Source organism: Halomonas sp. KM-1 (assembly GCF_000246875.1).
In the GTDB taxonomy this organism is placed as follows: Bacteria; Pseudomonadota; Gammaproteobacteria; order Pseudomonadales; family Halomonadaceae; genus Halomonas; species Halomonas aerodenitrificans.
In genome coordinates, this window is sequence record NZ_BAEU01000118.1 from 20,462 (window position 1) to 43,072 (window position 22,611).

Annotated in this window: 17 protein-coding genes; 10 read left to right on the top strand and 7 right to left on the bottom strand. The window is 65.3% G+C overall.

The window, feature by feature from the left end; genetic code table 11:
- Positions 1-65 precede the first annotated feature (65 nt).
- Positions 66-995 carry a LysR family transcriptional regulator gene (locus B8115_RS13480; protein WP_010628338.1) on the top strand — a complete coding sequence of 310 codons (930 nt, stop codon included), beginning with the start codon at positions 66-68 and terminating at the stop codon, positions 993-995.
- A 70-nt stretch (positions 996-1,065) separates the two neighbouring features.
- On the opposite strand, the gene nhaC is transcribed toward B8115_RS13480, so the two are convergent.
- From nhaC to B8115_RS13495, 3 genes are all read right to left on the bottom strand, one after another.
- Positions 1,066-2,589: a Na+/H+ antiporter NhaC gene (nhaC, locus tag B8115_RS13485; RefSeq protein WP_010628339.1), complete on the bottom strand. Its 1,524-nt coding sequence runs from the start codon at positions 2,587-2,589 to the stop codon at positions 1,066-1,068.
- An 84-nt stretch (positions 2,590-2,673) separates the two neighbouring features.
- Complete coding sequence (locus tag B8115_RS13490) at positions 2,674-3,954, bottom strand: FAD-binding oxidoreductase (RefSeq protein WP_010628340.1); 1,281 nt, start codon at positions 3,952-3,954, stop codon at positions 2,674-2,676.
- A 74-nt stretch (positions 3,955-4,028) separates the two neighbouring features.
- The gene (locus tag B8115_RS13495) at positions 4,029-5,522 is read right to left on the bottom strand and encodes an aldehyde dehydrogenase family protein (protein ID WP_010628341.1); all 1,494 of its coding nucleotides are present in this window, start codon (positions 5,520-5,522) and stop codon (positions 4,029-4,031) included.
- A 120-nt stretch (positions 5,523-5,642) separates the two neighbouring features.
- Here B8115_RS13495 and gcvA point away from each other — a divergent pair, with 120 nt between their 5' ends.
- A complete protein-coding gene (gene gcvA / locus B8115_RS13500; protein ID WP_010628342.1) occupies positions 5,643-6,530 on the top strand; it encodes a transcriptional regulator GcvA in 888 nt (295 codons plus the stop codon).
- 80 nt (positions 6,531-6,610) lie between these two features.
- On the opposite strand, the gene B8115_RS13505 is transcribed toward gcvA, so the two are convergent.
- Positions 6,611-8,314, bottom strand: a complete 1,704-nt coding sequence (locus B8115_RS13505) for an AMP-binding protein (RefSeq protein WP_010628343.1) — start codon at positions 8,312-8,314, stop codon at positions 6,611-6,613.
- A gap of 113 nt (positions 8,315-8,427) precedes the next feature.
- Positions 8,428-8,868, bottom strand: a complete 441-nt coding sequence (locus B8115_RS13510; RefSeq protein ID WP_010628344.1) for a MerR family DNA-binding transcriptional regulator — start codon at positions 8,866-8,868, stop codon at positions 8,428-8,430.
- A 220-nt stretch (positions 8,869-9,088) separates the two neighbouring features.
- On the opposite strand from B8115_RS13510, the gene B8115_RS13515 reads away from it, so the two are divergent.
- The 6 genes from B8115_RS13515 to B8115_RS13540 all read left to right on the top strand — a co-directional run bounded on the left by B8115_RS13515 (position 9,089) and on the right by B8115_RS13540 (position 16,386).
- Entirely contained in the window at positions 9,089-10,258 is a 1,170-nt protein-coding gene (locus tag B8115_RS13515) for an acyl-CoA dehydrogenase family protein (RefSeq protein ID WP_010628345.1), read from the top strand.
- A gap of 16 nt (positions 10,259-10,274) precedes the next feature.
- A complete protein-coding gene (locus tag B8115_RS13520; RefSeq protein ID WP_010628346.1) occupies positions 10,275-11,429 on the top strand; it encodes an enoyl-CoA hydratase/isomerase family protein in 1,155 nt (384 codons plus the stop codon).
- 66 nt (positions 11,430-11,495) lie between these two features.
- Positions 11,496-12,392, top strand: coding sequence for a 3-hydroxyisobutyrate dehydrogenase (gene mmsB, locus B8115_RS13525; protein ID WP_010628347.1), 897 nt, complete (start codon positions 11,496-11,498; stop codon positions 12,390-12,392).
- An 86-nt stretch (positions 12,393-12,478) separates the two neighbouring features.
- Positions 12,479-13,891, top strand: coding sequence for an MATE family efflux transporter (locus B8115_RS13530; protein WP_141638594.1), 1,413 nt, complete (start codon positions 12,479-12,481; stop codon positions 13,889-13,891).
- Positions 13,892-13,976: 85 nt separating this feature from the next.
- Positions 13,977-15,158, top strand: coding sequence for an acyl-CoA dehydrogenase (locus tag B8115_RS13535; protein ID WP_010628349.1), 1,182 nt, complete (start codon positions 13,977-13,979; stop codon positions 15,156-15,158).
- 22 nt (positions 15,159-15,180) lie between these two features.
- The gene (locus tag B8115_RS13540) at positions 15,181-16,386 is read left to right on the top strand and encodes a CaiB/BaiF CoA-transferase family protein (protein WP_010628350.1); all 1,206 of its coding nucleotides are present in this window, start codon (positions 15,181-15,183) and stop codon (positions 16,384-16,386) included.
- A 26-nt stretch (positions 16,387-16,412) separates the two neighbouring features.
- On the opposite strand, the gene B8115_RS13545 is transcribed toward B8115_RS13540, so the two are convergent.
- Positions 16,413-17,195, bottom strand: a complete 783-nt coding sequence (locus B8115_RS13545; protein WP_010628351.1) for a DUF3750 domain-containing protein — start codon at positions 17,193-17,195, stop codon at positions 16,413-16,415.
- Between the two features lie 13 nt (positions 17,196-17,208).
- Positions 17,209-18,042 carry a pyruvate, water dikinase regulatory protein gene (locus B8115_RS13550; RefSeq protein WP_010628352.1) on the bottom strand — a complete coding sequence of 278 codons (834 nt, stop codon included), beginning with the start codon at positions 18,040-18,042 and terminating at the stop codon, positions 17,209-17,211.
- Positions 18,043-18,301: 259 nt separating this feature from the next.
- Here B8115_RS13550 and ppsA point away from each other — a divergent pair, with 259 nt between their 5' ends.
- Positions 18,302-20,674, top strand: coding sequence for a phosphoenolpyruvate synthase (gene ppsA, locus B8115_RS13555; RefSeq protein WP_010628353.1), 2,373 nt, complete (start codon positions 18,302-18,304; stop codon positions 20,672-20,674).
- Positions 20,675-20,781: 107 nt separating this feature from the next.
- Positions 20,782-22,608 carry a gamma-glutamyltransferase gene (gene ggt, locus B8115_RS13560; protein WP_010628354.1) on the top strand — a complete coding sequence of 609 codons (1,827 nt, stop codon included), beginning with the start codon at positions 20,782-20,784 and terminating at the stop codon, positions 22,606-22,608.
- Positions 22,609-22,611 lie beyond the last annotated feature (3 nt).

Consider the following 22,611-nt stretch of genomic DNA (forward strand, 5'->3'; position numbering starts at 1 on the left):
TGCTTAACTTTGTGCATGGGCCGGCATATCCTCGTAGCCGAGAGTCTTGAACGAGGGATCAGGCCATGTCGCGCCGTAAGGAAGCTCTTTCGGCCCAGCCCGGCGATGCCGATCTGCGCCTGCTGAAGATCTATCGCAAGGTGGTCGAGTGCGGCGGCTTCTCCGCTGCCGAGGTGGAGCTGAACATCAGCCGTGCCGCCATCAGCATGGCGATGAACGATCTCGAGACACGTCTAGGCCTGCGCCTGTGTCAGCGCGGTCGTAGCGGCTTCGCGCTGACCGACGATGGTGCGGAAGTCTACCAGGCGACCCTGCAACTGCTGGCCGCCGTGGAAGGGTTCCGCACCCGGGTCAACGGCCTGCATGCCTGGCTCAAGGGCGAGCTGAACATCGGCATTACCGACAACCTGGTGACCATGCCACAGATGCAGATCACCAACGCTCTCAGCGCGCTCAAGGAGCGTGGGCCGGAAGTACGCATCAACATTCGCATGATTCCGCCCAACGAGATCGAGCTGGCGGTGCTCGACGGCCGCCTGCATACCGGTGTGATACCGGCGCTGAAGACCCTTCCCGGCTTGCACTACCGCCCGCTCTATGCGGAAGCCTCGCAGCTGTACTGCGCCTCGGGCCATCCTCTGTTCGAGGTGGATGAGGTGACCGAGCAGCATCTCGGTGAGTGCGACTCGGTGGTGCCGGCCTACGCTCAGACGCCGGAGGTCAAGGCGCTGCATGAGCCGCTCAGGGCGTCGGCCTCGGCAACCGATCGGGAAGGCATTGCCTTTCTGATTCTCTCCGACCGCTATATCGGCTACCTGCCGACCCACTACGCCGAGCGTTGGGTGGCTGGCGGCCGGATGCGCGCGCTGAATCCCGAGCGCTGGCACTATCTCACCCACTACAGTGCCATTACCCGCAAGGGCGCTCCGCCCAACCTGGTGCTGGAGACCTATCTCGAAGAGCTGGATCGAAGAGCTGCAGCGCATGAGCGGTGAATGATCACCACCCAGCAGGCCAAGCCTGCTGGGTGGTGATGTGGCCCTGCCTGGAAGCAGAGGGGCAGGGTCAGCCGGTTCGCGTTGCCGGGGCGGTGTCCACGGAAGCCTCACCGGCGGCGCCGAGGTCGGTGGCGATGGTCTCGCCCTGTTCCGCCCACAGCTGGCGCTCTTCTTCGCTGGCGCGCGGCGAGAACATCCCGGTCTGCGCATAGATCAGGCCGATCACCGGCGACAGCCAGCAGGCGAAGGCCAGCGGGATGTACAGCAGGTTCTCGATGTTACCCTCGGCGATGCCGAGCGCCAGGGCGCTGATCACGAAGGCGCCGCCGGCATTCCACGGAATCAGGGGGGAGACCAGGGTGCCGCCTTCCTCGACGGCGCGCGACAGGTTCAGAGTCGAATAGCCCATGCCGCGGTAGGTGGGGGCATACATGCGGCCGGGCAGGGCGATGGAGAGGTACGGGTCGCCGGCGACCAGGTTGGTGGACATCGAGGTCATCACCGCCGACGTCTGCAGGCCGGCGAAGCTGCGCACCTTGGTCATGATCGCGCGAATGATCGTCTCCAGGCAGCCGGTCTTTTCCAGCGCGCCACCGAAGCCCAGCGCGATGAGTACCAGCGAGATGGTCCACATCATCGACTGGATGCCGCCGCGGTTGAGCAGGCTGTCCATGGCGGCGATACCGGTATCGATGGAATACCCGTTGTTGGCATAGGTCAGCACGTCGTGCACGCCGACGCCCTGCACCAACATGGCCGTGACCGCACCGGCCAGAGCACCGGCGAACAGCGTCGGGATGGGCGGCATGCGCTTGACCGCAAGCGCGATCACCAAGACCGCCGGCAGCAGCAGCCAGGCGGAGATGGTGAAGTTCGCCTGCAGGGCGGTGGTGATGGCATCGATCCTGGCGAAGGAAGCCGTGCTGTCGTCGATCAGGGTGAAGCCCGCAATCAAATAGATGACGAAGGCGATGAGCATCGCCGGAACGGTGGTCGGCATCATGTTCTTGATGTGCGAGAAGACGTCCGTACCGGTAACCGCCGGGGCGAGATTGGTGGTATCCGACAGCGGTGAGACCTTGTCGCCGAAGAAGGCACCGGAGACCACCGCGCCGGCGGTCCAGTACATCGGGATGTCGAAGCCGGCGCCGATGCCCATCAGGGCCAGGCCCACCGTGCCGACGGTGCCCCAGGAGGTGCCCAGGGCCAGCGAGACGATCGAGCACAGCAACATGGCCGCGGCCAGGAAGATGGTCGGAGAGAGGATCGTCAGGCCATAGTAGATCAGAGTCGGCACCGTGCCGCTGGCGATCCATACGCCGATGATCATGCCGACGCAGATCAGTACCGAAACGGAGGGCAGCGACACGTGAATGACGTGGAAGATTCCCTCTTCGATCTGCTTCCAGCGGAATCCAAGTTTGACCCCCACCAGCGCCGTGATGGCCAGGCCGATCGCCAGCGGAATATGGGGAGTGAAATCACCGAAATAGAACAGCTGCACTGCCAATACCAGCAGTGTCAGGACGACGGGAGTCAGTGCCAGCGGCAGACTTGGCTGCTGGTACTGGCTGGGCGTTGAACTTTTCATCTTGGTTTACCCTTGGGACTTGAGTGCATTGTTTTTGGTTTGCTTGGGCGATCGAGCCCATTCCTGCTTTCAGCCGTCAGCGTTTCAGCTCAGCACTCTCAGGCATTGCCCTGTGTGGTAGAGCGTGAAGCCGCTTTCGTAGCCGGAGCTGCGCAGCGCTCTGGCCCGTATCGGCCGGGGTGTGCGAATCGGCAGGGGCAGGGCGTCGTCTTCACCGCTGATCAGGTATCGAGCAAAGCCCTTGCCCACCACGGTGCCGGTGGTGATGCCGCGTCCGTTGTAGCCGGAGACGCCGAGTACGCCTGGGGCGAGTTCGAAGAGGCGCAGCGTGTGATCGGGCGTGAAGCCGATGCGTCCCGTCCAGCTGCATTCCCACTCGACGCTGCCCAACTGGGGGAAATAGTGGCGCTGGATGCGGTTGGCCCAGCAGCGCAGGAAGGCGGCGGGCTTGCCTTCCCCCTTGCCGAGACTGCCGAGAATCAGCCGGCCTTCTGCATCGCGGCGGATGCTGCTCAGCACCATGCGGGTATCCCAGGCGCCCTGACGCCCCGGCAGGATCTCATCGGCAGCCTCGCCGGACAGCGGCCGGGAGGCGACCTGGTAGAAGTGGCCGACGAAGAAATGGCGGCGGACCTCGTTCCAGCGATCCTCGGTATAGGCATTGGTGGCAAGCACCAGGCGCTGGGCCTGGACGCTGCCGTGAGCGGTGGTGACCCGCCAGCCGTCTCCCGCCCGTGCGACGCCGGTGGCAGCGCTGTGGGTATGCAGGTGTGCGCCGGCCCTCTGTGCGGCACGTGCCAGGCCGCGGGTATAGGCGCTGGGGTTCAGGGTTCCGGCACGGTGGTCGAGCAGGGCGCGGTGGATGCGCCGGGTGCCCACGTGTTCCTGGCAGGCCGCTGCCTCGAGCAGCTCCACGGGAGCTCCACGTCGTTGCAGCTGCTCCGCTCGCCGCGCCAGTTCCTGCGCGCCGCTGCCGTTGTGTGCCAGGTGCAGAGTGCCGGTACGGGTCGCCTGGCACGCGATGCCGTGCCGCTCGATCAGCGAGAAGACGACCGCAGGGGCGCCACCGAGAATCGTGTTGGCGCGCTCGCCGACCTCCTCGCCAAGTACCTCACGGATATCATCCGGCGGAATCCACATCCCCGCATTGACGAGCCCGACGTTGCGTCCCGAAGCGCCGCTGGGGACGTCGCCCGCTTCGATCAGGGTCACGTCGACGCCAGCCTCGGCCAGGTGCAGGGCGGTGCTGAGACCGGTGATCCCGCCACCGATCACCAGCACATCGGTACGGTGATCGTCCTGCAGCATGGTCAGCTCCAGGGGCGGCTCCGGAGAGGTGTCGTGCCAGAGACAGCGTTCCTTCATTGTGCCTCCCGTACATGGAGGGGTGGGGAAGGCCTCGGCAAACCGCTGCGCCGAGGCCGAGGATGCCCTGCCGGTCAGTCGAACTTGATGCCCTGGGCGAGCGGCAGCTCCCTGGAGTAGTTCACGGTGTTGGTCTGGCGGCGCATGTAGCTCTTCCATACGTCGGAACCCGACTCGCGACCGCCGCCGGTCTCCTTCTCGCCGCCGAAGGCACCGCCGATCTCGGCGCCGCTGGGCCCGATGTTGACGTTGGCGATGCCGCAGTCGCTGCCCACCGCGGAGACGAAGGTTTCCGCCTCGCGCACGTCGGTGGTGAAGATGCAGGAGGAGAGGCCCTGGGGTACGTCGTTGTTGAGCGCGATGGCCTCGTCGAGGGTTTCGTAGCCGATCACGTAGAGGATCGGGGCGAAGGTTTCGTGGCGTACCAGGTCGTTCTGACCTGCGACCTCGACGATGGCCGGCGCCACGTAGTAACCCTCGGGATACTGCTCGGCAAGCTGGCGCTGGCCGCCGTATACCTCGGCACCCTGTTCGCGGGCTTCGGTCAGCACCGCCTGCATGGTGTCGAAGGCCTGACGATCGATCAGCGGGCCGATCAGGTTGCCGGCGAGCGGGTCGCCGATACTGATGCCGGCATAGGCCTGCTTGAGCCGGGCGACGACCTCTGTCTTGATGGAGCGATGCACGACCAGGCGGCGCAGCGTGGTGCAGCGCTGGCCGGCGGTGCCCACCGCCGAGAACAGGATGGCGCGCACGGCCATGTCCAGATCTGCGCTGGGCGTTAGGATCATGGCATTGTTGCCGCCCAGTTCGAGGATGCTGCGACCGAAGCGGGCGGCCACGCGCGGCCCCACTTCGCGGCCCATGCGCGTGCTGCCTGTGGCGCTGATCAGGGGAACCCTGGGGTCGTCGGTCAGCTGCTCGCCGGCGGCACGCTCGCCGATGATCACCTGGCTGAGGTGCTGAGGCGCGTCATCGCCGAACTCGGCCATGGCGCGTTCGAGCAGCGCCTGGCAGGCCAGGGCGGTGAGAGGGGTCTTCTCGGAGGGCTTCCACAGCAGGCTGTCGCCGCACACCAGGGCCAGCGCCGCATTCCAGGCCCAGGGGGCGACCGGAAAGTTGAAGGCGGTGATCAACCCGACCGGGCCGAGCGGGTGCCAGCTCTCGCGCATGTGGTGCCCGGGGCGCTCGGAGGCGATGGTCAGGCCATAGAGCTGGCGGGATTGCCCAACGGCGAGATCGCAGATGTCGATCATCTCCTGCACTTCACCGAGCCCTTCCTGGAGGATCTTGCCGCACTCCCAGGTGACCAGTGCGCCCAGGTCCTCCTTGTGGCGGCGCAGCTGATCGCCGAACAGGCGCACCAGTTCGCCGCGACGCGGGGCGGGTACCTGGCGCCAGGCTTCGAAAGCGCGCTGCGCGTTGGCGATGGCCGTGTCGACCTCCGCCGGGGTGGCCGTTCGCACACGGCCGATCTCGCTACCGTCGATGGGGGTGGCGACCGCGATATCGCCGTTCCGGTACTGCTCAGGCGCCACGCCGAGGCGCTGCATCAGGGAGTCGATCATTCTTTCTCCTATCGTTATCATACGAGAATGTCGTGGCATCCAGTATCGCTACCGCTGTCGAGCGGCAACAAGCGACGATTACGACACACGTCATTCCTTAATTTCATGCAGGCGGGCTGAATGAGTCGTCGACACCTTCCCTCTCTGGCCGGGCTGCAATGCTTCGAGGCAGCGGCCCGCCACCTGAGTTTCACCCGTGCGGCGGACGAGCTGAGCCTGACCCAGAGTGCTGTGAGCAAGCAGGTCGCTCAACTGGAGTCGATCCTGGAGCACCCGCTGTTCCGGCGCATCCGTCGGCGCCTGCACCTTACCCCCGAGGGTGCGATCTACTTGGGCGAGGCACGCAAGATCCTGGCCCAGTTGGAGATGTCGACGCGCTACATGCAGTCCTACGGTGGGGAGGCGGACGTGCTCAACGTGGCGACCCTGCCCACCTTCGGGGCGCGTTGGCTGATCCCGAGGCTCAACGGTTTCCGCTTTCGCCACCCCAACATCAACCTCAACATCAGCAATCGTGTCGAGCCGTTCGACATGCAGCAGGAGCGGGTGGAGGTGGCGTTCTTCTTCGGCCACGGGGCCTGGCCCAAGGCCGAGTGCATCAAGTTGCTCGAGGAGGAGATGGTGCCGGTCTGCTCACCCCAGGCACTGGCGGGCAAGAAGGTGGAGGAGCCGCTGGCGCTGACGCGGCTGGTACTGCTGCAGAGTGCCACCCGACCCGAGGCATGGCACGACTGGTTCGATGCCCAGGGCCAGTACACCGAACACAGTTATCATGGGCCGCGTTTCGACACCTTCTACATGGCACTGCGGGCGGCGCAGGCCGGCTGCGGCGTGGCGCTGGTGCCGCGCTTCCTGGTCGACGAGGAGATCGACGAGGGCAAGCTGGTGGTGCCCTGGTCGTTCAGCCTGAAGAGCCGGGATGCCTATTACATGGCCTACCCGGAGCACATGGCCGAGCTCTACAAGGTGCGCGCCTTCATCGACTGGATACGCGAGCGCATCGACTGAGCCGGAAGCGTCGGCACCAACGCAAGCACCCCTGCCGGGGCAGGGGTGCTGTTGTCGTCACGACGTTGACTGACGAGAGATCAGGCCAGACCCAGCTCGTGGGTGGCTTCCTCGCGCATCTTGAACTTCTGGATCTTGCCGGTGACGGTCATCGGGAACTCGTCGACGAACTTCACGTAGCGCGGGATCTTGTAGTGGGCGATCTTGCCCTTGCAGAACTCCTTGAGCTCGTCGGCGTTGAGCTTCTGGCCTTCACCGAGCTTGACCCAGGCCATCACCTCCTCGCCGTACTTCTCGTCGGGCACGCCGATCACCTGCACGTCGGAGATGGCCGGGTGGGTGTAGAGGAAGTCCTCGATCTCCCGCGGGTAGATGTTCTCACCGCCGCGAATGATCATGTCCTTGATGCGGCCGACGATGGCGATGTAGCCCTCCTCGTCCATGGTCGCCAGGTCGCCGGTGTGCATCCAGCCGGCGCTGTCGATGGACTTGGCAGTAGCTTCCTCGTTGTTCCAGTAACCCAGCATCACGCTGTAGCCGCGGGTGCACAGCTCGCCGGTCTCGCCGCGCGGCACCACTGCGCCGGTTTCGGGGCTGACCAGCTTGACCTCCAGATGGGGATGGATGGTGCCCACCGTGGTCACGCGCTTCTCCAGCGGGGCGTCGGTCTTGGTCTGGGTGCTGACCGGGCTGGTTTCGGTCATGCCATAGCAGATGGTGACGTCCTCCATGTGCATCTTGTCGATGACCTTGCGCATCACTTCGATGGGGCAGATCGAACCGGCCATGATGCCGGTGCGCAGGGTGGAGAGGTCGTACTGGGCGAAGTTGGGGTGCTCCAGCTCGGCTATGAACATGGTCGGCACACCGTAGAGCGCCGTGGCCTTTTCGTCGGACACCGCCTTGAGCGTGGCTTCCGGGTCGAAGCCGTCGCCCGGGTAGATCATGGTGGCGCCGTGGGTCACGCAGCCCAGGTTGCCCATCACCATGCCGAAGCAGTGGTAGAGCGGTACCGGGATCACCAGGCGGTCCTTCTCGGAAAAGCCCATGGTGCGGGCAACGAAGAAGCCGTTGTTGAGGATGTTGTGGTGAGAGAGGGTGGCGCCCTTGGGTGCTCCGGTGGTACCCGAGGTGTACTGGATGTTGATCGGCTCGTCGAACTGCAGCGTGGCCTGGATCTCGGCCAGGTGCTCGTCCGAAACCTCGTCGGCATGGGCCAGCATGCTCTGCCAGCTGAACATGCCGGTCAGGGCGCGGTCGGCGTCGAGGCACACCACACGCTTGAGTTCGGGCAGCTTGGCGGCCGAGAAGGTTGACGGGGCGCCTTCTCGCAGCTCGGGCGCCAGCTCTGCCAGCGTGGCCACGTAGTCGGAGGTCTTGAACTTGCCCTGCAGGATCAGCGTCGAGGCGCCGGACTGCTTGAGCGCGTATTCCAGCTCATGGGTGCGATAGCTGGGGTTGATGTTGACCAGAATGGCGCCGATCTTGGCCGTGGCGAACTGGGTAATGGTCCACTCGGCACAGTTGGGCGACCAGATGCCGACCCGGTCGCCTTTCTTCACGCCCAGCGCGAGCATGGCTCGTGCCGCCTGATTCACCGCCTGCTGCAGCTCCTTCCAGGTGTAGCGCAGCCCCTGATGCAGGCTCAGCAGGGCCTCGCCGTCGGGGAAGCGTGCCACCGTTGCGTCGAAGCAGTCGCCAATGGTCTCGCCTTTCAGCGGGGTATCGCTGATGCCGCTGACGTAGCTGTTCGGGGCGCGTTGTTGAAGTGCTTGGCGTGTCATCGTGTTACCCGTCTTGTTGTGGCAGTTGGAGTCGGTTGACGATGGGCGGGTACTGACATGTCAGCCCGCCCTGAATTCGACGTGGCTTGGGCGCAAGAGGGCAGTCGGGCGTGCTAGCTCTGGTCGAGGCGTTCCAGCACTTCCCTGGCCCGCATCTCGACGTCGTCGAGTTCACGCTGCATCAGGCGGATGTCCTCGAGCTGGCGCTCCATGTTGCTGCGCTTGTCGGCGAGGATCTCCAGCAGCCGCTTGAGCTGCCTGGCGTTGCCGTCGGGCATGGCGTCGTACATCTCGATGACTTCGCGAATCTCGGCCAGCGAGAAGCCCAGGCGCTTGCCGCGTAGGGTGAGCTTGAGACGAACGCGGTCCTTCTCGTGGTAGATACGGGTCTGGCCGCGACGCTCCGGCGCCAGCAACCCTTCCTGCTCATAGAAACGGATGGTGCGCGGCGTCACCTCGAACATCCGGGCCAGCTCGCCGATGGAATAGGTACGACGCTGTCGCGTCAGGCTGCCGTTGGCCGGGGAACTGACTTCCGCTTTGGATATGTTCATCGTTGTTTTCCTATGAGTTGGGCGGGCCGTCTTGCAGTGTCCCTCCACATAACCGCAACACTAGACGACGTTGACGTTAACGTAAAGTGGTTGTCGACCAAGGGATGTATGCGATAAAACCTAGCAAGTGCTAGGTTGGTTGGCATAAGCTCGGCCTTGAAGGCCGTGCAAGCCAGCTGCTGCTGGAAGTGCGCTACGCCAAATATCTTGAGGAACCGCAATGGAATTCTCCCTAACCGACGATCAGAGGGCGCTGGTCCAGGCCGCCGCCGATTTTTCGCAGGCAGAGCTGGCCGACCACGCCGCCGAATGGGACGCTACCTCGCATTTTCCTGTCGACGTCATACGCCGGGCCGGCGAGGCGGGTTTCCTCGGCATCTACATCCCCGAAGAGCGCGGCGGGCTTGGTTTGTCGCGCCTGGATGCCTCGCTGATCTTCGAGCAGCTCTCCCAGGGCTGCATCGCCACCACCGCCTATCTTACCATTCACAACATGGTGGCCTGGATGGTGGCCAGCTGGGGCAGCGACGAACTTCGGGAAACCTGGGTCGAGCGCCTGATCAGCGGCGAGTGCCTGGGTTGCTACTGCCTGACCGAGCCGGGTTCCGGGTCGGATGCCGCCAGCCTGCGTACCAAGGCCGTGCGCGAGGGCGATGAGTATGTGATCTCCGGCTCCAAGATGTTCATCTCCGGCGCCGGCGCCAACGACATGCTGGTGGTCATGGCGCGCACGGGCGCGCCCGACAGCGGTGCCGGTGGCGTGTCGGCGATTCTGGTGCCGGCGGACGCTGCGGGTATCGAATACGGCAAGAACGAAGAGAAGATGGGCTGGAAGAGCCAGCCCACCCGGCTGATCAGCTTCGACGGCGTGCGCGTGCCGGTCGGCAACCTGCTGGGCGAGGAAGGCCAGGGCTTCAAGTTGGCCATGAAGGGGCTTGACGGCGGTCGGCTCAATATTGCCAGCTGTTCGCTGGGGGCCGCGCAGCACGCCTTGACCCTGGCGCGCAACTACCTGCAGGAGCGCAAGCAGTTCGGCCGCGAGCTGGCCCACTTCCAGGCGCTGCAGTTCAAGCTGGCCGACATGGCCACCGAGCTGACGGCGGCCCGGTTGATGGTGCGACATGCCGCCTGGCGGCTCGATCAGGGCGATCCGGAGGCCACCGCGTACTGCGCCATGGCCAAGCGCTTTGCCACCGACATGGGCTTCAACGTCTGCAACGAAGCGCTGCAGCTGCATGGCGGATATGGTTACCTGAGAGAGTTCCCCCTGGAGCGCATGGTGCGCGACACCCGCGTGCATCAGATCCTCGAGGGTACCAACGAGATCATGCGTGTCATCGTGGCCCGTCGTCTGCTGACGGACGGCACGATCGAAGCGCTTCAGCAATGACAAGGAGAAAGCAGGCATGACGGACCTTGCGGTCATCTTCGATGAGCTGCCGACCCGGGATGGAGGAAGAGTCGGCATCGCTACCCTCAATGCACCGAAGTCGCTCAATGCCCTGTCGCTGGATATGGCCCGCCAGCTGGATGCCAAGCTGCAGGCTTGGGCGGTGGATCGCAGCATCGTGGCGGTATGGCTCGAGGGCAGCGGCGAGAAGGCGTTCTGTGCCGGTGGCGACGTGGTGGCACTGTACCGCTCGATGACCGAAGAGGGGGAAAATCGCGGTGCCGGCCGCGACAGCCTCTTTGCCGAAACCTACTTCACCACGGAATATCGCCTCGACTACCGCATCCATCGCTACCCCAAGCCGATCCTGGTGTGGGGCGACGGCATCGTCATGGGCGGCGGCCTGGGGCTCATGGCCGGCGCTGCTCGTCGTCTGGTGACCGAGACCACGCTGATCGCCATGCCCGAGATCACCATCGGCCTCTATCCGGACATCGGCGCAAGCTGGTTTCTCAACCGCATGCCGCCGGGCGTGGGGGCCTATCTCGGCCTCACCGGCGCTCAGCTCAACGCCCGCGATGCGCTCGACCTGGGCCTGGCCGATCACTTCGTGCCGCGGGAGCGGCGTAGCGAATTGCTCGAGGCGCTGGGGGCGGCCGACTACGGCACGCGCAGCCGGCGCGACCTGCAGGCCGGCGTGCAGGGTGTGCTCGACGAGTTCGAGGCGCGCCAGCAGGCGCCTGCCGCTCAGGTGTGGCCGCTGCTCGATCACGTTCAGGCATTGACGGCCCAGATCGATGCGCCAGCGGCCGTGCGTCGCATCCTCGCGGACGCCCGTGACGACGCCTGGCTTGCGGCCAACCGCAAGCGACTGGAAGCGGGCAGTCCGCTGAGCGCTCATCTGGTGTGGCGCATGCTGGAACGCCACCGGCATACCAGCCTGGCCGACGCCTTCCGTGACGAGTTGAACCTCTCGGTGCAGTGCTGTCGCCGTGGAGACGTCGCCGAAGGCGTTCGCGCGCTGCTGATCGACAAGGACAGGAACCCCAAGTGGCAGCACGCCAACGTCGACGACGTTCCCGAAGCGGACCTTCTGGCGCTGCTCGAGCCGCTGTGGAGCATAGAGGAGCATCCGCTGCGCGATCTCGACAGCGGCGAGCGGGTACGCTGACCGATACCCGTACTCTCACCACGACATGACGCAATTACGCCATAACGACAATCAGGAGCAGCTCGCATGAAAATCGCCTTCATCGGCCTGGGCAACATGGGTGCCCCGATGGCCCACAACCTGGTCAAGGCCGGCCATGAGGTCAGTGTCTTCGACCTCGTCGATGTCGCCATGAAGCATCTGGAGAGTGCCGGGGCGCGTGCCTGCGCCAGCGCACAGAGCGCGGCCAGCGGGGCCGAGGTCGTGATCTCCATGCTGCCAGCCGGCCAGCACGTGCGTCGTCTCTATCTCGGCCGTGACGACTCTCCGGGCCTGTTCGATGCCCTGGAGGGCAAGCCACTGATCATCGACGCCTCCACCATCTCGCCGGAAGATGCCCGTGCGGTGGGCGCGGGTGCCGAACAGCGTGGCCTGACCTACCTCGATGCGCCGGTTTCCGGCGGTGTGGGCGGCGCTCAGGCCGGCACTCTGACCTTCATCGTCGGTGGCAGCCAGGCCGGCTTCGAGCAGGCCAGGCCGGTGCTGGAAGCGATGGGCAAGAACATCTTCCATGCCGGTGAAGTGGGTGCCGGCCAGGTCGCCAAGATCTGCAACAACATGCTGCTCGGCATTCTCATGAGCGGTACCGCCGAAGCGCTGGCGCTGGGGGTCAAGAACGGCCTCGACCCGGCCGTGCTCTCCGAGATCATGAAGCAGAGCAGCGGCGGCAACTGGGCGCTCAACGTCTACAATCCGTGGCCCGGCGTGATGCAAGGCTCCGCCGCCTCGCGCGACTACCAGGGCGGCTTCCTCACCGATCTGATGGCCAAGGATCTCGGGCTGGCGTGGGAGCTGGCACTGGGCTGCAAGGCCACGGTGCCAATGGGCTCCCAGGCGCGCAACCTGTTCGCGCTGCATGCGGCCCAAGGCAACGGCGGTCTCGACTTTTCCAGTATTCAGAAGCTTTACCGCGCGGGCGAATAGGGTCTGGCGAATAGCTTCTACTTCGCTTTGGCACCGACCCTGGAAGCGGGCACAATCTTGTGCCCGCTTCTGGTTTCCGAGGCTTCATGACATCCACTTCCCCACGTTCCGGCTCCGGCGAACGCCGCCCCATGCGCCGTGAGCTGCTCGAAGGTCCCATTGCCCTGACCCTGCTGCGCAAGTGTCTGCCGGTGGTGGGCGGCATGCTTGCTATGATGAGCTTCAACCTGGTGGACACCTGGTTCATCGCACGGCTGGGAGCGGAGCCGCTGGCGGCGGTGTCGTTCACCTTCCCGGTGGTGTTCGCGGTGATCAGTCTCGCCATCGGCCTGGGTATCGGCACCTCGGCAGTGGTGGCGCGACTGCTGGGGCGGGGCGCTCACGACACGGTGCGGCGCAGGGCCACCGATGCCGCGCTGCTGGCACTGGCGGTCGGTGTGCTGCTGAGCGTGCTGGGGCTGGCCACCCTCGAGCCGCTATTCCGCTTGCTTGGCGCCGACGCCGCACTCATGCCGCATATCCATGACTACATGGGCATCTGGTACCTGGGCGCAGCGGCGCTGATCGTGCCGCGGGTGCTCAACAGCGTGCTGCGTGCTCAGGGCAACACCCTGATACCCGGGCTGATGATGGCCTTGGCGGCACTGCTCAACGGCTTGCTCGACTGGCTGCTGATCTTCGGCGTGGGGCCGCTGCCGGCGCTCGGTGTGCAGGGCGCAGCCCTGGCCACGGTGCTGAGCTGGTGCGCCATGACCGCAGCGCTGTTCTGGCAGCGCGAGCTGCGCGAGTGTCTCGACCTGCGCCATCTCACGCCGAGCGGGCTGATGGAATCGTGGCGCGAGCTGGGCCGCATTGCCGTGCCGGCGGCGATCACCAGCGTGTTTACGCCGCTGGCCCTGGCGCTGGTGACGCGCATCGTCGCCGGTCATGGCCACCATGCGGTAGCGGGCTACGGCGTGGGCACACGTATCGAGGCCATCGCCCAGATCGGCGTGCTGGCGCTTTCGATGACGCTGCCGCCACTGGTCAGCCAGAATGCCGGGGCAGGGCAGCACGAGCGCGTACGGCGGGCCATCTTCGGCTGCTTCGTCTTCGTCCTGGTGTGGCAGTTGGGCATCTGGCTGTTGCTGCAGCTGCTGGCGCCCTGGCTCGTCGCCAGCTATTCCCCGGGCGGCGAGATGAGCGAGGTGCTGAGAAGCTTTCTGTGGTGGGTGCCGCTGGGCCTGGGCGCCCAAGGCGTCGTGATCCTGGCGGTGTCGTCGTTCAATGCGCTGCACGAGCCGGCCCGGGCCATGCGACTCTCAGTGGTTCGGCTGTTCCTGCTGACGGTGCCGCTGGCGTGGCTGGGCGGCGTGCTGGGCGGTGTCGAGGGCATCTTCATCGGGTTATTCCTCGCCAACGTGGCGGTGGGGCTGGTGGCTTGGGGTGCGCTGTGTCGACGTCTCGCCACTATGACCGTTGCGCCGCAGGATGCCGGCTCGGTGCGGCCAAAAGTGTAAGGAATAGAGTGAAAAGGGACTTGGCTTTCCGGTTGCTTTGCTCTACATTCGATGAAAATGTAGATATTTCGTCAGGAGAGCCGCCATGAGCAAGATCACCCCCGTGACCTGGGAAGACCCCTTCCGCCTGATCGACCAGCTCGATGAAGACGAGCGCATGGTCCATCAGACCGCCCACGACTACTGCCAGGACAAGCTGATGCCGCGGGTGCTCGAGGCCAACCGCCACGAGCGCTTCGACCGCGAGATCATGAACGAGATGGGCGAGCTGGGCCTGCTCGGCGCCACCATCGACGGCTACGGCTGTGCCGGCATGAACTACGTCAGCTACGGCCTGATCGCCCGTGAAGTGGAGCGCGTCGACTCCGGCTACCGCAGCGCCATGAGCGTGCAGTCGAGCCTGGTGATGTACCCCATTCACGCCTTCGGCAGTGAAGCCCAGCGCGATAAGTACCTGCCCAAGCTGGCCACCGGCGAGTGGGTGGGATGCTTCGGTCTCACCGAGCCGGATCACGGCTCCGACCCGGGCGGCATGTCCACCCGTGCCACCCGCACCGAGAACGGCTGGCGGCTCAATGGCACCAAGAGCTGGATCACCAACTCGCCCATCGCCGACGTGTTCGTGGTGTGGGCCAAGGATGACGAGGGCGTGATCAACGGCTTCATCCTCGAGAAGGGCATGCAGGGGCTCTCGGCACCCAAGATCGAGGGCAAGTTCAGCCTGCGTGCCTCAATCACCGGCCAGATCGCCATGCAAGATGTCGAGGTGTCGGACGACCAGCGCCTGCCGGGCGTGACCGGCCTCAAGGGCCCGTTCTCGTGTTTGAACCGCGCCCGCTTCGGCATCGCCTGGGGCAGCATGGGAGCCGCCGAGGCGTGCTGGCACGCCGCTCGTCAGTACACATTGGATCGCAAGCAGTTCGGTCGCCCGCTGGCCGCCAACCAGCTGATCCAGAAGAAGCTCGCCGACATGCAGACCGAGATCGCACTGGGCTTGCAGGCGGCGCTGCGCGTCGGCCGCATGATCGACGCGGGCCAGCTGGTGCCGGAGGCGATCTCGCTGATCAAGCGCAACAACTGTGGCAAGGCGCTGGACATCGCCCGGGTGGCGCGTGACATGCACGGTGGCAACGGCATCGCCGACGAGTACCACGTGATTCGCCACATGATGAACCTCGAGGCAGTGAACACCTACGAAGGCACTCACGACGTTCACGCGCTGATTCTCGGCCGTGCACAGACCGGCATCCAAGCCTTCGTAAATTGAGCTGGTGTCAAGGAGTGCAAGCATGAGTCGACCGCTGGAAGGCATCACGGTGCTTGACATGTCGCGGGTGCTGGCCGGCCCCTGGGCCGGTCAGTTGCTCGCCGACCTCGGGGCTAGGGTGATCAAGATCGAGCATCCCGAGCGCGGCGACGACACCCGCGGCTGGGGGCCGCCGTGGCTGGCCGAGGATGACGAGACCGAGCGGGTGGCGGCCTATTTCCTGTGCGCCAACCGCGGCAAGCAGTCGCTGGCGGTGGACGTCGCCAGTGAGCGGGGCCAGGCGCTGATCCGCCAGCTCGCCGCCGGCGCCGACGTCATGCTGGAGAATTTCAAGGTTGGCGGCCTGGCCAAGTACGGCCTCGACTACGCCAGCCTGAAGGCGCTCAATCCGCGCCTGATCGGCTGCTCCATCACTGGCTTCGGCCAGGATGGCCCTTATGCGCACCGCGCCGGCTACGACTTCATGATTCAGGCCATGGGCGGCTTGATGAGCATCGGCGGCGAGCCCGACGGCATGCCGATGAAGACCGGCGTGGCGATCACCGACGTGATGACCGGGCTCTACGCCACCATCGGCGTGCTTTCCGCCCTGCACGAGCGCGAGCGAACCGGGCAGGGGCGGCACGTGGACGTGGCGCTGCTCGACGTGCAGGTGGCGGCGCTCGCCAACCAGGCGCTCAATGCCCTGGTCGGCGGGGTCTCGCCCGAGCGCCACGGCAACGCCCACCCCAACATCGTGCCTTACCAGGCCTTTGCCTGTGCCGATGGGCATCTGGTGCTCACCGTGGGTAACGACGCCCAGTTCTCACGCCTGGCCGAGCTGCTGGGCCACCCCGAATGGGCTCTGGATCCGGCCTATGCCACCAATGCCGCCCGGGTGGGCAGCCGCGCGGAGCTGGTACCGCTGATCCAGGCGATCTTCCTCACCCGTAGGCGCGACGAGTGGCTGGCCGAGCTGGAGAAACGGGGCATTCCCGCCGGGCCGATCAACACCATTGCCGAGGTGTTCGACGACCCCCAGGTGAAGCACCGTGGCATGCAGCGCACGCTCCAACGCGGCGATCTCGAGGTGCCTCAAGTCGCCTGTCCGCTGCGCTTCGACAATGAGCCCGCACTGAGCGAGGTCGCGCCGCCTAGGCTGGGCCAGGACAGCGACGCGATACTCGCCGAGATGGGCCTGACCGTCGAGGACATCGCCCGCCTGCGGCGCGAAGGCATCGTGCGCTGAGCGGCAGTTTCAGGAGAATGGCAGTATCAGGATCGGTCGGCAGGCAGCGGGGCGCAGTCGCCCCGCGACCGGCCGCCATCGCGCAATCCCAGGGTGCCGACGCCGGGCAGCTTGACCCCGAGCGCTGCCGGATCGATGCCTAGCACCAGTCCGCCGATGTTGAGCTCCAATCCTTCTCTCAGCCCCGCCGCGGCACCGAGCACGCCGGCCAGCGACAGCTGCACGCCGGTACCGCTGGGGGTCGCTGCCAGTACGCTCCCGCCCAGGTAGTCCTTGCCGATGGCGCTGGAGGGCAGCGCCACGTCCAGCTCCGGTACTTCGCGAATCAGCCAGGCCACGAAGGTGTTGCTGTTGGGGCCCGGCCAGGCGCGATAGTGCTCACGATAGGGATACTCGGGCAGCAACGCTTCGATTCGCGCGATGGCGCTTTCGGCCTCGCTGCCGCACAGAGTGGCGTGCAGAGTCGGCTGGCTGCCAAACCAGGCGCGGTCGGGCGTGCCGGCGCGCGAGGCGAGGGCGGGGCGGCCCCAGCCGGTCACTTGGTGCAGGGTGTAGCTGTCGGCGTTCTCCGGTTTGGTGGCCACCCAGGCGTGCACGGCGAAGATGCCGCGCCAGTTGAAGGCGCGGGCCGAGTAGACCTGCACCACGGCAGCGGGGGTCTCGCTTGGTACTGGGGCCAGTCCTGCGATGGTGCGGTCGGCGCTGCGCCAGTCACCGCGGGTATCGATGCCACCGAACTGCCACATGTAGAGTGGCCCACCGATCAGCAGCAACATCAGGAGCAGCAGCCCCAGAGACAGATTGCGCATGGTGCGTCGGGTCTCAGCGCGGCGAGAAGCGCCGAGTGAGTCCCGTCTCGGCGATCATGCGGGTGGAAATCTCCTCTACCGAGAAGCGTGTGGTGTCGATGAAGGGAATGTGCATCTGACGGTAGAGTCCTTCCGCCTGCTCCACTTCCTGTACGCACTGGTCAAGCGAGCTGTAGCGGCTGTTGGGCCGCCGCTCATGGCGAATGGCGGCCAGCCGGCGCGGGTCGATGGTCAGCCCGAACAGCTTGTGGCGGTGCTTGGCGAGGGCGGGAGGCAGCTTGAGGTTGCCGTCCTCGTCCTGGTCGTCCTCCGTGAGGGGGTAGTTGGCGGCACGAATGCCGAACTGCAGCGCCAGGTAGAGCGATGTAGGCGTCTTGCCGCAGCGCGACACGCCGACCAGGATCACGTCGGCCTGATCGTACTGGTGGGTGCGGGCACCGTCGTCGTTGTCCAGGGCGAAGTGAACCGAGTGGATGCGGTCCATGTAGACCTCGTCCTTGCCGATGGAGTGGGTGCGCCCCACGGTGTAGCTCGAGTGGGTGCCGAGTTCCTGCTCAAGCGGTTTGAGGAAGGTCGAGAAGATATCCACCTTGAAGCCCGGGGCGCGGCGAATCACCTCGCGGATAGACTCGTCGACGATGGTGTCGATGATGATCGGCTCCTCACCGTCGCGTACCGCCGTGGCCTCGATGATATCGACCAGGGTGCGGGCCTTGTCGAGGGAGTCGATATAGGGCTTGGTCAGCATGCGCAGCTCGACGTTCTCGAACTGTGCCAGCAGGCTACGGCCCAGGCTCTCGGCGGTGATGCCGGTGCCGTCGGAAATGAAGAAGGCGGTGCGAGGCATGTCGTCGGCGCTATTCGTTGTGTAGGAAGCTCCATTGTCCGGGCTACCGAGCGTGGCGGCAAGGTGTCGCTTAGCGGCTCAGGGTGCAGCTTGACTACAGGAATCGGCCAAATCGAGCCGTTGTTGTAAAAAACCTCCAGTGACTTCGATGTTAGACCAATGGCGAATATGGCCGCTTGCGTTTAAGGTGGGCAGCATTGCGCTTTTCGCCTGAACAGCGGGTGCGAAAGCCTTGGCAACGAAGATTCAAGGGGGTTACGTGGAAGATTACATCCTGTGGTTCGATCAGCTCGGCATGGACGACGTCGAACGTGTGGGCGGCAAGAACGCCTCGTTGGGCGAGATGATCTCGAACCTGTCGGGGGCCGGTGTCACTGTCCCGGGAGGCTTTGCCACCACTGCACATGCTTACCGCGAATTCCTGGCCAACGAAGGGCTCAATGAGCGTATCAACCAGGCCCTGGCGCGGCTCGACGTCGACGACGTCAACGAGCTGGCCCGGGTCGGCGCCGAGATCCGTCAGTGGGTGATCGACACCCCGCTGCCGCCCACCTTCGAGACGCATCTGCGTACGGCCTACGACAAGCTGGCCAGTCAGCATCCCAACCTCAAGGTGGCGGTGCGCAGCTCGGCTACCGCCGAGGACCTGCCCGATGCCTCCTTCGCCGGTCAGCAGGAAACCTTCCTCAACATCGAAGGCTTCGACAACGTCAAGCGCGCCGTGCACGAGGTGTTCGCCTCGCTGTTCAACGACCGCGCCATCTCTTACCGCGTGCATCGCGGCTATGCCCACGAGAACGTGGCGCTGTCGGCCGGTATCCAGAAGATGGTGCGCTCCGAGACCGGCGCTTCCGGCGTCATGTTCACCCTCGATACCGAGTCGGGCTATCGCGATGCGGTGTTCGTCACCGCCTCCTGGGGGCTGGGCGAGACGGTGGTGCAGGGCTCGGTCAACCCCGACGAATTCTACGTGCACAAGTCCACTCTGGCGGCCGGCCGGCCGGCGGTGCTGCGTCGCAATCTCGGCTCCAAGCTGATCAAGATGGTATACGGTGAGGACGCCAGCGCCGGCAAATCGGTCTCCACCGTGGACGTGCCGCTCAAGGATCGTGCCCGCTTCTGTATCAGTGACGACCAGGTGATGGCCCTGGCGCGTCAGGCGGTCACCATCGAGGAGCATTACCAGCGTCCGATGGACATCGAGTGGGCGCTGGACGGCGACGACGGCGAGCTCTACATCGTCCAGGCGCGTCCGGAGACCGTGGTCTCCCAGCAGGAGGGCGGCAAGCTCGAGCGCTTCCACCTCAAGGAAAAGGGGCGCACCCTGGTCGACGGTCGTGCCATCGGCCAGCGCATCGGCCGTGGCACGGTCAAGATCGTGTTTACCCCGGAGGAGATGGACAAGGTCAACGCCGGCGACGTGTTGGTCACCGACATGACCGATCCCGACTGGGAGCCGATCATGAAGCGCGCCTCGGCCATCGTCACCAACCGCGGCGGCCGTACCTGCCACGCGGCGATCATCGCCCGTGAGCTCGGCATCCCCGCCGTGGTCGGCTGTGGCGATGCCACCGAAGTGCTGGCAGACGGCCGCGACGTCACGGTCTCCTGCGCCGAGGGCGATACCGGCCACGTCTACGAAGGCCTGCTGGACTACGACCGCCGCGTCACCAGCGTCGACGCGATGCCCGAGATCCCGTTCAAGATCATGATGAACGTGGGCAATCCGGACCGCGCCTTCAGCTTCGCCAGCCTGCCCCATGCCGGCGTCGGCCTGGCGCGCCTGGAGTTCATCATCAATCGCATGATCGGCGTGCACCCCAAGGCGCTGCTCGAATACGACACACTGCCGCTGGACCTGCAGCAGACCATCAACCTGCGCACCGCCGGCTATGCCAGCCCCGTGGACTTCTACGTCGACAAGCTGGTCGAAGGCATCTCGACCCTGGCGGCGGCGTTCCATCCGCAGCGGGTGATCGTGCGTCTTTCCGACTTCAAGTCGAACGAATACGAGAACCTGATCGGCGGCAAGCTCTACGAGCCGGGCGAAGAGAATCCCATGCTCGGGTTCCGCGGCGCCTCGCGCTACGTTTCCGATGCCTTCCGTCCGTGCTTCGAGCTCGAGTGCAAAGCCCTCAAGTACGTGCGTGACGAGATGGGGCTCGACAACATCGAGATCATGGTGCCCTTCGTGCGTACCACCGAAGAGGCCCGTGAGGTCGTCGAGCTGATGGCCGCCAACGGGCTCAAGCGCGGCGACAATGGGCTCAAGGTGATCATGATGTGCGAGCTGCCGGCCAACGCGCTGCTGGCGGAGGAGTTCCTCGAGCACTTCGATGGCTTCTCGATCGGTTCCAACGACCTGACTCAGCTCACCCTCGGTCTGGATCGCGACTCCGGCATCGTGGCTCATCTGTTCGACGAGCGAAACCCGGCGGTCAAGCGACTGCTGGCCATGGCTATCCAGGCCTGCAAGGCCCAGGGCAAGTACGTCGGCATCTGCGGTCAGGGCCCCTCCGATCACCCCGATCTGGCCAAATGGCTGATGGAACAGGGCATCGATTCGGTGTCCCTGAACCCCGATGCTGTGCTGGAAACCTGGTTCATGCTGGCGGGGGAAACGCTGGCCTAGGCAAAGCGTACTTAGGTTACAAACTGACCCGATTGAGCTCTCTCAATCGGGTCTTTTTTCGCCTATGCTTACACCTCTTACATGGAGTTACCGAGGGGCTATTTTTCATGGATATGCGCTCTGTCTTCCCCCGACGCTGGTTGGCCTGCGTCGTTTCATCGTGCGCGCTGGGCCTGCCGTTGCTGGCATCCGCCGAGACGGCGTTTCAGTACGAGGCACCCGCCATCGCGCCGGAGTCGGCGTCCGGCTACAGCGAGAAGCCCGGCTGGGCCACCGAGCGTTTTGCCGTGGCGGCAGCCAACCCTCTGGCCACCGACGCCGGCTATCAGGTCCTCAGGGCGGGTGGCTCGGCAGTGGATGCCGCCATCGCCGTGCAGATGGTACTGACCCTGGTCGAGCCACAGTCGAGCGGCATCGGCGGCGGAGCCTTCCTGATGCACTACGATGGTAGCGAGGTAAAGGCCTACGACGGTCGCGAGACAGCCCCGCGGGCGGCCAGCGAGTCGCTGTTCCTGAATGGCGAAGGCGAGCCGCTCGAGTTCATGGAGGCGGCAGCCAGTGGGCTCTCGGTCGGCGTGCCGGGCACCGTGCGCATGCTGGAGAAGGCGCATGAACGCCATGGCAAGCTGCCCTGGGCGGAGCTGTTCGGCCCGGCCATCACCCTGGCAGAGGAGGGTTTCGAGGTCAGCCCCCGGCTGCATACCAGCCTGGCCGCGGAGGAGCGGCTGCGCGACGATCCTCTCGGCGCCGCCTTCTACTATACGGAAGAGGGCGAGCCCTTGCCTCAGGGGCATCGCCTGCAGAACCCCGCCTTGGCGGAGATCCTGCGCAAGATAGCCGAAGAGGGTAGCAAGGCGCTGCATACCGGCCCGATTGCCGAAGACCTCGTTTCCCGGGTTCAGGGGCATCCTGGCCGCCCCGGGGCGATCAGCCTGGAGGATATGGCGACCTACGTGGCCAAGGAGCGCGAGCCGCTGTGTACCGATTGGCAGGCCTACCGGGTGTGCGGCTTTCCGCCGCCTTCCTCCGGCCACCTGACCATCATGCAGATCCTGGGCGTCATGAAGCAGCTGCCTGACATCGAGGAGCCGATGGAGGAGGATCGTCCCAGCACGGAGTGGCTGCATCGCTTCCTCGAGGCCTCACGGCTGGCCTTTGCCGATCGCGGCAAGTTCATTGGCGATCCGGATTTCGTCAACGCCCCCGGCGGCGACTGGAACAGCATGCTCGACTCCGAGTACCTGGCCAAGCGCGCCGAACTGATCGGTGAGCGCAGCGTAGGCCCCGACGGCGCCGAAGCCGGCAACCCGGGCGAGGTGGAAATGGCCTGGTCCATGCAGCTCCCTCAGCCGGAGTACGGCACCAGCCACATCAGCATCGTCGATGAAGAGGGTAATGCCCTGGCCATGACCACCACCATCGAGGCCGCCTTCGGCTCGCGCATTCTGGCGGACGGCGGTACTGGCCTGGCGGGCGGCTACCTGCTCAACAACGAACTGACCGACTTTTCGTTTCGTCCGCTGGGGGCCGATGGCACCCCCATCGCCAACCGGGTCGAACCGGGCAAGCGGCCGCGCTCCAGCATGAGCCCCACGCTGGTATTCGACCGTGAAACCGACGAACTGGTGGCGAGCCTGGGCTCGCCCGGCGGTGCTGCGATCATTCACTACACCGCTAAGGCATTGGTGGCCATGCTCGAGTGGGGGCTCGATGCCCAGGAAGCGCTCAACCTGCCCCACGCCATCACCCTGGGTGGGCCGGCCTACCTCGAAGAGGGGCGCTTCCCCGGCGAGGTGCTCGAAGCGCTCAACGAGCTTGGTCATGAGGCCAGCGAGCGCGAGCTGGTCAGCGGCCTGCAGGCCATTCAGCGTACCGAGGACGGTTACTTCGGTGGGGCCGACCCGCGCCGTGAAGGCGTAGTGATGGGCGACTGAGGT

Coding starts and splice junctions, on each gene's coding strand:
- B8115_RS13480 (WP_010628338.1), top strand. CDS start 66: ATGTCGCGCCGTAAGGAAGCTCTTTCGGCCCAGCCCGGCGATGCCGAT.
- nhaC (WP_010628339.1), bottom strand. CDS start 2,589: ATGAAAAGTTCAACGCCCAGCCAGTACCAGCAGCCAAGTCTGCCGCTG.
- B8115_RS13490 (WP_010628340.1), bottom strand. CDS start 3,954: ATGAAGGAACGCTGTCTCTGGCACGACACCTCTCCGGAGCCGCCCCTG.
- B8115_RS13495 (WP_010628341.1), bottom strand. CDS start 5,522: ATGATCGACTCCCTGATGCAGCGCCTCGGCGTGGCGCCTGAGCAGTAC.
- gcvA (WP_010628342.1), top strand. CDS start 5,643: ATGAGTCGTCGACACCTTCCCTCTCTGGCCGGGCTGCAATGCTTCGAG.
- B8115_RS13505 (WP_010628343.1), bottom strand. CDS start 8,314: ATGACACGCCAAGCACTTCAACAACGCGCCCCGAACAGCTACGTCAGC.
- B8115_RS13510 (WP_010628344.1), bottom strand. CDS start 8,868: ATGAACATATCCAAAGCGGAAGTCAGTTCCCCGGCCAACGGCAGCCTG.
- B8115_RS13515 (WP_010628345.1), top strand. CDS start 9,089: ATGGAATTCTCCCTAACCGACGATCAGAGGGCGCTGGTCCAGGCCGCC.
- B8115_RS13520 (WP_010628346.1), top strand. CDS start 10,275: ATGACGGACCTTGCGGTCATCTTCGATGAGCTGCCGACCCGGGATGGA.
- mmsB (WP_010628347.1), top strand. CDS start 11,496: ATGAAAATCGCCTTCATCGGCCTGGGCAACATGGGTGCCCCGATGGCC.
- B8115_RS13530 (WP_141638594.1), top strand. CDS start 12,479: ATGACATCCACTTCCCCACGTTCCGGCTCCGGCGAACGCCGCCCCATG.
- B8115_RS13535 (WP_010628349.1), top strand. CDS start 13,977: ATGAGCAAGATCACCCCCGTGACCTGGGAAGACCCCTTCCGCCTGATC.
- B8115_RS13540 (WP_010628350.1), top strand. CDS start 15,181: ATGAGTCGACCGCTGGAAGGCATCACGGTGCTTGACATGTCGCGGGTG.
- B8115_RS13545 (WP_010628351.1), bottom strand. CDS start 17,195: ATGCGCAATCTGTCTCTGGGGCTGCTGCTCCTGATGTTGCTGCTGATC.
- B8115_RS13550 (WP_010628352.1), bottom strand. CDS start 18,042: ATGCCTCGCACCGCCTTCTTCATTTCCGACGGCACCGGCATCACCGCC.
- ggt (WP_010628354.1), top strand. CDS start 20,782: ATGGATATGCGCTCTGTCTTCCCCCGACGCTGGTTGGCCTGCGTCGTT.